This is a genomic window from Pseudoduganella aquatica (assembly GCF_009857595.1).
GTDB classification, from domain to species: domain Bacteria; phylum Pseudomonadota; class Gammaproteobacteria; order Burkholderiales; family Burkholderiaceae_D; genus Rugamonas; species Rugamonas aquatica_A.
The window spans coordinates 79,469-91,443 of the sequence record NZ_WWCU01000007.1; the positions used below are offsets into that span (position 1 = coordinate 79,469).

Sequence of the window (11,975 nt, forward strand, 5' to 3'; positions counted from 1 at the left end):
CCATGCGACTCCCTTACAAAAAACCACATCTGGCGCTGCTCATCAGTGCGATCGGCGCGGCGGCCTGCCTGCCGGCCGCGGCCGGCGTCAGCGACACCATCCACCCCTACCTGGCCGTGACGCGCTCCTACGACGCCAATCTGTTCCGGCTGGACGACAACACCCCCGGCCTGCTGGGGCCGCGCGGCGACACGCTGACGCAGACCCAGTACGGCGTGCTGATCGACATGCCCATCAGCCGGCAGAAACTCACCGGCCAGTTCAAGCAGTCGCGCGTGAAGTTCAACCATTACAGCGAACTGGACTACAGCGGCAAGGATTACCTGGCCGACCTCGAGTGGCACATCGGCAACCACCTGGAAGGCCACCTGGGCGGCCTGTATGCGCAAACGCTGACCTCCTTCAGCGACTTCCACAGCAACCAGCGCAACCTGCGCGTGCAGAAGCGCGAATACGTGGACGGCGCCTGGCGCTTCCATCCCAGCTACCGCGTGCGCGCCGCCGCCAGCAGCCAGAAATTCACCTACGACCTGCCGCAGCAGCAGTTCAACAACCGCACCGAGGACCAGGTCGACCTGGGCTTCGACTACCTGCCGCCCAGCGGTAGCCGCTTCGGCCTGCAGGCCAGCCAGCTCAAGGGAAAATACCCCAACCACCGCATCCTGGGCGGCACGTCCATCGACGACGGCTACACGCAGAACGAGCTGAAGGCCAATGTGTACTGGCTGTTCTCCGCCACTTCGCAATTCACCATGCTGGCCGGCTGGGCCGAGCGCAAGCACAGCTTCTTTCCCGAGCGCGACAGCAGCGGCCTGAACGGCCGGGCCTCGATGAACTGGTCCATGCTGCGCAAGCTGCGCATGCAGGCCTCGGCCTGGCGTGAATTCGCGCCGGTGGAAAGCAATGTCGTCAACAACAGCTTGAACAAGGGCGCGAGCTTCAGCACCACCTGGGACGCGACCGCCAAGATCAACGTGGTTGCTGCGGTGCGTCGGGAAAAGCGCGATTTTAGTACGCTGGAGGGCAGGATCGCGCCGCCCAATCTGCACGACAAGAGCCGCAACGCGTCCCTGGGCGTGAACTATGCGCCGCTGCAGTCGGTACGGCTGTCCGCCAATGTGTTTCATGAAGTCCGCAGCGGAAACGCCTCCACCAACTACCGCACGCACGGCGCCGCCGTCAGTGCCAGCATACAGTTTTGAGAATGACCATGACGGTTAACGACATTCCCCTGATTTCCTTCTTCCAGCGCGTGCTGGACCCGCTCATTATCATGGGCACGCTGTACCTGTTTTCCATGCTGTTCGCCGAACCCTTCACCGGCTATTCGCTGGTGCTGATGATACTGGCCTTCTTCATCTCGTCCTCGGTGTACCAGTACGTCGACCCTTACCGCACCTGGCGCAGCGGCCGCATGATGGCCTATGCGCGCGACATCGTGGTGGGCTGGGTGGTCACCGCGCTGATCCTGGTGTTCCTGGGCTCGGTCAGCGGCCTGTCCTACCACTACGACGAGAACGTGGTGCTGGTGTGGTTCTTCGCCACGCCCTTCGTGCTGCTGCTGAGCCACCTGGCCGCGCGCAAGCTCGGTTCCGATCCGGCCAAGGACAGCGAACTGCGCTCGGTGCTCATCATCGGCGCCAACGACGTGGGCGTGAAGTTCGCCAACACCATAGACCGTTTCCCGAACCTGTACATGAAGGTGTGCGGCTTCTTCGACGACCGCACCGACGTGCGCCAGCCGCGCACCATGCGCCACCCGGTGCTGGGCACGATGGACGACATCGCCGCCTATGTGCGCGAGCACCAGATCAAGATGATCTTCATCAGCCAGCCGATCTCGGCGCAGCCGCGCATCCGCCGCCTGCTCGACGAGCTGCAGGACACCACGGCCTCGGTCTATTTCCTGCCCGATATCTATGTGTTCGACCTGATGCAGGCGCGCTTCGACAACGTGGGCGGCATGCCGGTGATCGCCATCTGCGAAAGCCCGTTCACCGGCTTTAACAGCCTGGTCAAGCGCAGCAGCGACATCGTGCTGGCCGCGCTGATCACGCTGGCGCTGGTGCCGGTGATGGCGGTGATCGCCGCCGCCGTGCGCATCAGCTCGCCCGGCCCGGTGATCTTCCGGCAGCGCCGCTACGGCTTGTACGGCGAGGAAATCATCGTCTACAAATTCCGCTCGATGACGGTGGCCGAGGACGGCGCGAAAGTGGTGCAGGCGACCAAGAACGACCAGCGCGTGACGCGCGTGGGCGCCTTCCTGCGCCGCTCCTCGCTGGACGAGCTGCCGCAGTTTATCAATGTGCTGCAGGGGCGCATGAGCATCGTCGGTCCGCGCCCGCACGCGGTGGCGCACAACGAGCAGTACCGCAAGCTGATCAAGGGCTACATGCTGCGCCACAAGGTCAAGCCCGGCATCACCGGCTGGGCGCAGGTGAACGGCCTGCGCGGCGAGACCGAGACGCTGGACAAGATGGAGGCGCGCATCCGCTACGACCTGGACTACCTGCGCAACTGGTCGCTGTGGATGGATCTGCTGATCGTCATGCGCACGGTCAAGGTGGTGGCGGCGCGCGAAAACGCGCACTAGGCCGGGCGCCGGCGGCAGCGCCGCCAGTCGTGCGTCACGGTTGGCAATGTTTCGCTAAGATGTTTGTCTAATGACAATGTTGCAAAGCTTTCACAAAGGAACGATCATGAAAAATGCTTCCCCATCCAGCCGTTCGGCGGCCGTCTTGATGCTGGCGGCGGCGCTGGCCCTGTCCGCGTGCGGCGAGAAAGCCAAGAAGACCGGCCAGGCCCTGGCCAGCGTCAATGGCGAGGAGATCACGGTGCTGCAGCTGAACGAGGAAATGCAGCGCTCCGGCGTGCAGGCGGCGCAGCAGGAGACCGCCCGCAAACAGCTGCTGGAAGGCCTGATCGACCGCCAGTTGCTGCAAAACGAAGCGGCCAAGGACAAGCTGGAGCGCGACCCGCAGGTGATGCAGGCCATCGAGCGCGCCAAGGCCATGATCGTGGCGCAGGCGTATATGCAGAAGCGCATCGGCAGCCAGGCCCGTCCGGCCAAGGGCGAGGTGGAGCAGTACTACCAGCAGCATCCCGAGTTCTTCGCGAACCGCAAGCAGTTCGACATGCGCCAGCTGGTGCTGGCCACCAAGGACGTCAGCGAGCAGCTCAAGAGCCAGCTCGACAGCGTGAAGTCGCTGGAGGAGGCCGCCGCCTGGCTGGACGGGCACCAGATCAAATACGTGCGCGCCGGCCTGACCCGCACCAGCACCGATTTGCCGCCGGAACTGGGCGCGCGCCTGGCGGCCATGCCCAAGGGGCAGCTGTTCATCATCCGCGAAGGCGAGCGCAGCATGCTGATCCAGATCACCGACGTCAAGGACAGCCCGCTCAGCCTGGACGCGGCCACCGCGCAGATCGAGCAGTTCCTGTTCAACAAGAAGAACAAGGAAGCGGCCGAGGCCGAGATCAAGCGCCTGCGCTCGACCGCCAAGATCGAGTACTTCAACAAGGCGGACACGACCGCCGCCGCCGCGCCTGCGGCACCTGCCGCACCTGCCGCCGCTGCCAGCCCAACGCCGCCGGCCCAGCAGGCCGCCGCATCGCAGTCCTCCGCCGACGAGGCCGCCGCGCGCGGCGTGGCCGGCCTGAAATAAACGACCCGCATCCACCCCTCATCAAGTGAGCTCATCATGAAAAAACTCATCCTGTGGCTGGCCCTGGCCGCCAGCCTGGTCATGGCGCTGGTACTGCGTCCGGCCATGGCGGCCGACATTGTGCTCGGTTCCGGCGACGTGCTGAAAATCTCGGTCTACGGCAGTCCGGACCTGGCGCTGGAAACCCGCGTCAGCGACAGCGGCGGCATCACCTTCCCGCTGATCGGCCAGGTGGCCCTGGGCGGCCTGACGGTGCCGGCGGCGGAAAAGAAAATCGGCTCCCTGCTGGAAAGCGGCGGCTACGTGAAGCGGGCGCAGGTCAACATCCTGGTCACGCAGATCCAGAGCCAGCAGGTGTCCGTGCTGGGCCAGGTGAACCGCCCCGGGCGCTACCCGGTGGACGGCAAGCGCAGCCTGATGGACATGCTGGCCCAGGCCGGCGGCATCGGCCCCGAGGGCGGCGACACCGTGTCGCTGATACGCACCCGCGACGGCAAGACCACGCGCGAAGTGATCGACGTGGTGCAGATGGTGCAGGCCGCCGATTTCGGCCGCGACTACCAGCTGCAGCCGAACGACATCATCTACGTCGAGCGCGCGCCGCGCTTCTACATCTACGGCGAAGTGCAGCACCCCGGCGCGGTGCGCCTGGAGCGCGGCATGACGGTGCTGCAGGCGCTGTCGGCCGGCGGCGGCCTGACCCCGCGCGGCACCGAGCGCGGCATGCGCATCAAGCGCAAGGACGCCAGCGGCCAGCTGCAGATCATCAACGTGAAGCACGACGACCCGGTACAGGTGGACGACATCGTGTACGTCAAGGAAAGCCTGTTCTAAGGAAACGCCATGAATTTCGCCCAATTTTTATTGATACTGCAAGCGCGCAAGAAGATCGTGCTGGCCACGCTGATCGCCACCGTGGCGGTCACCGTGCTGGTCAGCCTGCTGCTGCCGGCCACCTACAAAGGCTCGTCCTCGGTGCTGCTCAACACCAAGGGCGTGGACCCGGTCACCGGCATGACCATGCCGGGCCAGCTCATGCCCAGCTACGTGGCCACGCAGATCGACCTGATCTCCAGCAAGAACGTGGCGCTGCGCGTGGTGGACCAGCTCAAGCTGGCGGCCAACCCGGCGGTGCAGGAGCAGTTCCGCGAAGACACCGGCGGCAAAGGCACGGTGCGCGACTGGCTGGCCACGCTGCTGCTGAAGAAGCTGGACGTGGTGCCCTCGCGCGAGAGCAGCGTGATCGAGATTAATTTCAAGGGCGCCGACCCGGCCTTCGTGGCGGCGGTGGCCAACGCCTTCGCCGACGAATACCAGAAGCTCAGCGTGCAGCTGAAGGCCGACCCGATGAAGAAGGCCACCGGCTACTTCACCGAGCAGATCAAGGGCCTGCGCGACCAGCTGGAGGCGGCGCAGAGCCGGCTGTCGAAGTACCAGCAGGAGAACGGCATCGTCAGCCTGGACAACCGCCTGGACGTCGAGTCGAACCGCCTGAACGACCTGTCGGCCCAGCTGGTGATGGCGCAGTCGCAGCAGATGGAAGCGAGTTCGCGCCGCAGCGTGGCCAGCGGCCGCGCGCTCGATTCGCCCGACGTGGCCGCCAGCCCGCTGGTGCAGAACCTGCGCGCGCAGCTGAGCATGGCCGACACCAAGCTGGCCGAAGTGGGCCAGCGCCTGGGGCGCAACCACCCGCAATACCAGAGCGCCAAGGCGGAGGCGGACCAGCTGCGCGCCAGCCTCAATTCGGCGGTGGCGTCGACCTCCAACAGCGTCGGCAACAACGCCCAGATCCTGGGCGCGCGCGAGGCCGCGCTGCGCGAGGCGCTGGCCGAGCAGAAGACCCGCATCCTGCAAATCAACCGCAGCCGCGACGAGCTCAATGTGCTGCAGCGCGACGTCGAGGCGGCCCAGCGCGCCATGGACGCGGCCTCGCTGCGCCTGTCGCAGACGCGCATGGAAGGGCAGTCCGACCAGTCCGACATCGCGCTGCTGAACCCGGCCGTGGCGCCGGTCGAGCCGTCCTCGCCGCGCCTGCTGCTCAACACCGTGCTGGCCCTGTTCATGGGCAGCCTGCTGGGCGTGGGCTTCGGCATGCTGGCCGAGATGCTGGACCGCCGCGTGCGTTCGCGCGCCGACCTGGCCGACCTGGTGCAGATCCCTGTGCTGGGCGAAATTCACTGGGGCCCGGCCCGTGCCCGCTCCAAGCTGGGCATGGCCTTGATGCCTCGCCGCGTGCGCCTGACCTGATATGGACAAGATTATGAACCACCCAGCCATGAAACCCGCGGCGCTGCCGCCCGCCGTCGACTCCAGCATAGGTGGGCTGCTGCTCGCCTCCGGCAAGCTGAGCCCTGAAAACGCCGAGCGCGTGCTGCGCATGCAGCAGGAGCTGGGCATCCGCTTCGGCGAGGCGGCCCAGCGCCTGGGCCTGATCTCCGAGGCCGACATCCAGCAGGTGCTGGCGCGCCAGTTCGACTATCCCTATCTGGCGCCGGGCGAGGGCGGCCTGTCGCCGCAGCTGGTGGCGGCCTACCACCCGTTCTCGGCGCAGGTGGAAGTGCTGCGCGCGGTGCGCAGCCAGCTGATGCTGCGCTGGTTCGGACGCGGCCGCAAGTCGCTGGCGGTGGCCGGCGTGGAGCCGGGCGACGGCGCCAGCCTGTTCGCCGCCAACCTGGCGGTGGTGTTCTCGCAGTTGGGCGAACAGACCCTGCTGGTGGACGCCAATCTGCGCACGCCGCGCCAGCAGGAAATTTTCGCCCTGAAGCAGCGCGCCGGCCTGTCCGACGTGCTGGCCGGCCGCGCCGATCCGGGCGTGGCGGAAAAAATCGACCAGATGGTGGACCTGTCGGTGCTGGTGGCGGGCACCTTGCCGCCCAATCCACAGGAGCTGCTGGCGCGCCCCGGCTTCGCCAGCCTCAATCTGCACCTGGAAGCGCGCCACGACGTGGTGCTGTACGACGCGCCGGCCTGCGTGCTGGGCTCCGATACGCTGGCGCTGGCCTCCCGCGTGGGCGGGGTGCTGCTGGTGGCGCGCAAGAACCGCACCTCGCTGGCCGCCATCAGCGCCAGCGTGGACCAGCTGCAGCACGCCGGCATCGCCGTGGTCGGCTCGGTCATGGTGGAGCACTAAATGCTGTCCGCCAGCACTCCGCTGCCGCCGGGCCGCGGCTCGGCCGCCGGGCCGGGCCAGGGGCAGCGCCGGGACAGCTTGCCGGCCTGCTGGCTGCTGGCCCTGGCGGGCCTGCTGGCCCTGTACCTGCCCACTTTCTACGACGCGCTGCAGGAAGTATGGGGCAGGGAAGAACAGGCGCACGGCCCCATTATTCTGGGCGTGTCGCTGTGGCTGCTGTACCGCAACTGGCCGGCCATGATGGCGGCCGGGACCGGCTCCGGCGCCGGCCGGCTGGCGCGCGGCGCCTCCTGGGGCTGGCCGCTGCTGGCCATGGGCCTGCTGAGCTATTTCCTGGGCCGCGTGCTCAACATCCAGTTCATCGAAATGTTTTCCTTCCCGTGCACGGTGCTGGCGGTGCTGTTGCTGCTGCAGGGACCGGCCGCGCTGCGGGTGCAGTGGTTCCCGCTGTTTTTCATGCTGTTCATGCTGCCGCTGCCCGGCCCCTTTGTTGACACCCTGACCATGCCGATGAAGATGGCGGTGTCCTGGTGCGCCGAGCACATCCTGTTCGCGGCAGGCTATCCCATCGCGCGCAGCGGCGTGGTGCTGCAGGTGGGCCAGTATCAACTTTTGGTTGCCGACGCCTGCGCCGGCCTGCACACCCTGTTCACGCTGGAAGCGCTCGGATTGCTGTATCTTAATATCGTGCGGCACGGCTCGTTTCTGCGCAATGTGGGCCTGGCGCTATTGATCGTGCCGATTTCATTTACCGCCAATATTATCCGCGTCATGACGCTGACCTTGATTACCTACCATTTCGGCGATGCCGCCGGGCAGGGTTTCCTGCATGGATTTGCCGGCATGGTGCTGTTTATCAGCGCGCTATTGCTGATCATCGGCGTCGATACGCTGTTGCGCGGCGCGGTGCGCCGCCGCAGCGCGTCCGCCTCCAGGAGTACGACATGAACCGCAGAACCGCCGCCGGCGCCATTCTGGCCACGCTGATGGGCGGCACCAGCGCCGCCGCCGCCTTGCTGAAACCGAAAAAACACGCCGCGCCCGAGATGGAAAAACTGGGCCTGGAAACCCTGGTTCCGGCCGAGTTCGCCGGCTGGCGCATCGACCGCAGCGTGGTGCCGGTGCAGCCGCCGCCCGAGGTGGAGGAGGTCATCGGCCAGCTGTACGACGAAACGCTGGCGCGCACCTACGTCAATGCGCGCGGCCAGCGGGTGATGCTGTCGATTGCCTACGGCGGCGACCAGAGCGGGCGGCTGCGCGTGCACCGCCCCGAGAAATGTTATTCCGCGCAGGGCTTCCGGGTCGACAATGTGGCCCAGCAGCAGCGCCAGGTGGGCGGCGCCAACGTCGTCGTCAACCGCCTGTACGCGGTGCTGGGCGCGCGCCAGGAGCCCATCAGCTACTGGATACGGGTGGGCGACGAGACCGTGTCCGGCACCCTGGCCCAGCGCATCACCCAGCTTCGCTTCAGCCTGAACGGGCAGATTCCGGACGGGCTGCTGTTCCGCGTGTCCAATATCGGGGCCGACCGCGACGCCGGCTACGCGCTGCAAGACAGCTTCATCGCCGACCTGGTGCGCAGCATGCCGCCCGCCGACGCGGCCAAATTGGTTGGCAATCCGGCAAGGCCATAGCACATGTCAGAAAATTATTCGGGCCGTGCTTTTAATCACAGCATAGCTTATTACGTAGGCGGCCGTTTTCTTAATGCACTGGCCGCTTTTTTTATTCTTATCTGGATTGCGCGCCAGCTTCCGGAGAATCAGTATATTAATTACGTCGCCGCTTATTCGATTATCGAAATGGGGATAGTTTTATCCGGATTCGGCATGGAATGGGTGACCGGTATTTATATCCCGCAAATCCGCATGCATGCCAGCGGGCGGGATTTATACCGTTTTGTGTGGCAAAGCGCGGCGCTGCAGGCCCTGCTGCTGGCGGGCGGCGCCTTGATACTGTTTTTTACAGCGCCGCTGCTCACGGCCTGGCTCGGCCTGCGCGACGCGCAGGGCGTGCTGCGCCTCTACGCGGGCGTGATGCTGATCGAAGGCGTGAGCCGGGTATTCCGCGACCAGTTGCTGTCCAGTTTGCTTTTGCAGAAAGCCGGCCAGGCCAGCCAGCTGCTGCGCAATGTGGCGCTGGCCGGCTACGCGGTGCTGGCCTTTTCGCACGAGGAATGGCGCAATGCGCACGCGCTGGCGGTCGGCGAGCTGATCGCGAGCAGCGGCAGCCTGCTGGTGGCCGCATGGTGCTTGCAGCGGCATTTGTGGCCGCTGCGCGCGCAAGCCGGCCGGCCGGCTGCGGCCCAGCCGGCCGCCACCGCCGGCATGCCCGGCGCCGAGCCGGCGTGGGCCATGCCGGCCTGGCGCGACATGCTGCGCGTGGGCCGCAACGCCTGGCTGAGCAATATTGCCAATCTGACCTGGAGCTGGCAGGCCGTGATCCTGCTGGCGACCCGTACGCTGGGGCCGGAGGCGGCCGCGCCGCTGGGCTTTGCCCGCAACCTGGCCGAGCAGGTGCGCAAATACCTGCCCAGTGAATTCCTGCTGGGCATCGTGCGCACCTTGCTGGTGGTGCGCTACGCGGCGGAGAAGGACAAGGACAAGCTGGGCCTGCGCGCCGGGCTGATCTACAAAGTCAACCTGCTGTGCCTGCTGCCGCTGCTGGTGCTGTGCGCGGTGCGCGGCGCCGAGCTGGCCGCCTTCCTCAGCAAGGGCCGCTACCCGGACGCGCACTGGCTGCTCACCGGCTGGCTGGCCGTGCTGGTGGTGCTGGCGCACCGCCGCCTGACCGACCTGATGGCGCACACGCTGGGCCGCTCGTCGGCCACCACGCGCGCCAATTTCGTGTTGCTGCTCACGCCGCTGGCGCTGCTGCTGGTGGCCCCGCAACAGCGCTGGAGCTGGCTGTTCGCCGTGCTGGCGCTGGCCGAAACCGTGTATTCGGCGCTGGTGTTGCGCCAGCTGCGCACGCCGGACTGGCATTACCGCCTGCACTGGAGCGGCCTGGCGAAATACCTGGTGGCCGGCTTGCTGGCGGCCATGGTGCTGGCCAGCCTGCCGGGCGGGGCGGACGCCTTCCACCTGGCGCTGGCGCTGTGCGCGGCCACCGGCGTCAGCTGGGGCGTGCTGTTGCTGCTGCGGCCGCTGTCCGCGGCGGAGCTGGCCCTGCTGCCGGCGCGCGCCCTGCGTCTGCTGCGCCAGAGTCCGGCTGTTTCAAGTTAATATAAATGAACCGGATATTCCAATTTAATATTATCTAAAATAAACAACCGTGATTTGTTTATCAATTGGCGTCTTTTCATTCAAAATTAACATGCAGCGATAATATGCGGAATTAATATGGCGTGTTGGTCTGTGGCAACGCTTAAAACAGCGGTTTCATGCTATCGTAATTAAATAACGAAACACGGAGGAAGCCGTTATGCAATTACCGAAACTTGGTTTTATTATTTTAAGCGCGCTGGCGTGCGCTTCGGCCTGGAGCCAGATCGACCCCACAGTGGGCGGCGCGGTGTCGCAGGCCGATTTTAATAAGCGCTATGCGCTGTATTCCGCCTGGAGCGGCAATCTGACCTTTGCCAGCGACCCGTCCGGCAGCGGCCGCACCGTGCTGCGCAGCCGCGTGCGCAGCACCGACGCCACGGTGAGTGGCAAGCTGCGCACCGATGTGCTGCCGCTGGGCGAGGAGGGCAAGAGCGGCCCGCGCTGGTATGGCCTGAGCGTGTATTTCCCCACCACCTGGGTGGCGCATCCGAATCCGGCCGTCGTGGCGCAAGTGGGGCCGGTGGCGCAGCTGTCCGGCTTGCCGGCGCCGCTGGCCATCGTGGTGCGCGGCACCGCGATCGAGCTGAACCTCGGCTTCAACCACCGTCCGCTGAGCGGCGCGGCGGACGTGGCCACGGCCGCCAATTCTGCGGTCAAGGCGGTCAAGCTGGGCACGCTGCAGACCGGCAAGTGGTACTGCTTCGCCGTGCGCTCGGAATGGTCGCCCACGCTGGGCAATGGGGCGCTGACGGTCTACCAGAACCGCGACAAGGTGTTCGATGCGCAGCGCGACATCAATTCCTATCCGGGCGGCGCGAGCAATGTGCCGCGCGTCGGGCTGTCTTTCCCCGGCCTGCTCGGCGTGGCCGAGCGCGTGCTGTACACCGACTTTATCCGCCTCGGCGGCCCGGACACCACCCTGGAAAAACTCCTGGCGGAAACGCCCTGCAAAACCACCAGCGCGACCACGGCGCTGGTGAAATAAGGACCTAGAGAGGTTGAGCATGCAATTGACGAACAAACTCATCGCGCTGGCGGCCCTGTGCGGCGCAGCGGCCGGCGCGCACGCGCAGATCGACCCGGCGCGCGGCGGCCCGGTCACCACCATGGCCACCAACCCCAAGACCTACCAGTACATCTCCTGGCTGCTGGCGGCCAACGCCACCGCCACCACGCGCTACTTTCCTGACTTCTACACGCTGAACAGCGGTTCGCCCAACAACGTTACACTGGTGGACGATCCGGCCGGCAGCGGCAGGAAGGTGTTCAACATGAAAGTGGCGAAGACCGATCCGCTGGTGCTGGGCGGCTCGCGCACCGAGATTTCCCCGCGCAACGAATACGTGAAGGAAGGCTTGCGCTGGTACACCTTCAGCATGTATTTCCCCAGCGACTGGGTGTTCCACAACTCGCCCACGCTGGTGGCGCAGCTGCACACCAGCCAGAACACGGCGGTGGTGTCGCCGCCCGCCTCGCTGACGGTGCAGGACCGTACGCTGTCGCTGGACTTCAACTACAACCACCGCAGCACCAGCGGCGGCACCGATCCGGCCACCCGCGCCAACTCGGTGGCCGAGTCCATCCGCCTGGGCACGGTGGAGCTGAACAAATGGTACTGCTTCGTGGTGCGCGCGGACTGGTCCTACAAGCCGGGCGTGGGGCAGATCCAGGTGTGGATGAACGGCGCCGAGGTGTTCAGCGCCAAGAACACCTACAACAGCTACGAAACCTGGCTGGGCAACTACGCCAAGGTGGGCCTGTATCTGCCGGGCACGATGATGGTGCCGCAGCGTAACCTGTACGCCGATTTCATCCACCTCGGCGGCGCCGCCAGCACCTACGACATGATGTACGCGCAGACCCCTTGCGGGCCGCGCTAAGCACCGAAAACGGAAGACCGCTTGCGCAATCGCG

11 protein-coding genes are annotated in these 11,975 nt (G+C 65.9%); all 11 read left to right on the forward strand.

Annotated features, from left to right (window positions below; genetic code table 11):
- Nucleotides 1-2 precede the first annotated feature (2 nt).
- On the forward strand, nt 3-1,202 hold the full coding sequence (epsL, locus tag GTP77_RS08820) for an XrtB/PEP-CTERM-associated polysaccharide biosynthesis outer membrane protein EpsL (protein ID WP_161071802.1): 1,200 nt from the start codon (nt 3-5) through the stop codon (nt 1,200-1,202).
- A gap of 8 nt (nt 1,203-1,210) precedes the next feature.
- A complete protein-coding gene (locus GTP77_RS08825) occupies nt 1,211-2,593 on the forward strand; it encodes an undecaprenyl-phosphate glucose phosphotransferase (protein ID WP_161071803.1) in 1,383 nt (460 codons plus the stop codon).
- Between the two features lie 106 nt (nt 2,594-2,699).
- On the forward strand, nt 2,700-3,665 hold the full coding sequence (locus tag GTP77_RS08830) for an EpsD family peptidyl-prolyl cis-trans isomerase (protein ID WP_229202129.1): 966 nt from the start codon (nt 2,700-2,702) through the stop codon (nt 3,663-3,665).
- Between the two features lie 36 nt (nt 3,666-3,701).
- Nucleotides 3,702-4,499 (forward strand): polysaccharide export protein EpsE, encoded by a 798-nt coding sequence (epsE, locus tag GTP77_RS08835; protein ID WP_161071804.1) that lies wholly within the window; start codon nt 3,702-3,704, stop codon nt 4,497-4,499.
- 9 nt (nt 4,500-4,508) lie between these two features.
- Complete coding sequence (gene epsF / locus GTP77_RS08840; RefSeq protein ID WP_161071805.1) at nt 4,509-5,912, forward strand: chain length determinant protein EpsF; 1,404 nt, start codon at nt 4,509-4,511, stop codon at nt 5,910-5,912.
- Between the two features lie 13 nt (nt 5,913-5,925).
- Entirely contained in the window at nt 5,926-6,795 is an 870-nt protein-coding gene (gene epsG, locus GTP77_RS08845; RefSeq protein WP_228896590.1) for a chain length determinant protein tyrosine kinase EpsG, read from the forward strand.
- A complete protein-coding gene (gene xrtB, locus GTP77_RS08850) occupies nt 6,796-7,743 on the forward strand; it encodes an exosortase B (RefSeq protein ID WP_161071807.1) in 948 nt (315 codons plus the stop codon).
- Nucleotides 7,740-8,429, forward strand: coding sequence for an exosortase-associated protein EpsI, B-type (gene epsI, locus GTP77_RS08855; RefSeq protein WP_161071808.1), 690 nt, complete (start codon nt 7,740-7,742; stop codon nt 8,427-8,429). The genes xrtB and epsI overlap by 4 nt, the downstream gene beginning before the upstream one ends.
- A 3-nt stretch (nt 8,430-8,432) precedes the next feature.
- Nucleotides 8,433-10,019, forward strand: a complete 1,587-nt coding sequence (locus GTP77_RS08860) for an oligosaccharide flippase family protein (RefSeq protein ID WP_161071809.1) — start codon at nt 8,433-8,435, stop codon at nt 10,017-10,019.
- 199 nt (nt 10,020-10,218) lie between these two features.
- Nucleotides 10,219-11,046, forward strand: a complete 828-nt coding sequence (locus GTP77_RS08865) for a heparin lyase I family protein (RefSeq protein ID WP_161071810.1) — start codon at nt 10,219-10,221, stop codon at nt 11,044-11,046.
- Between the two features lie 19 nt (nt 11,047-11,065).
- On the forward strand, nt 11,066-11,941 hold the full coding sequence (locus GTP77_RS08870; RefSeq protein WP_161071811.1) for a polysaccharide lyase family 20 protein: 876 nt from the start codon (nt 11,066-11,068) through the stop codon (nt 11,939-11,941).
- Nucleotides 11,942-11,975: the final 34 nt, after the last annotated feature.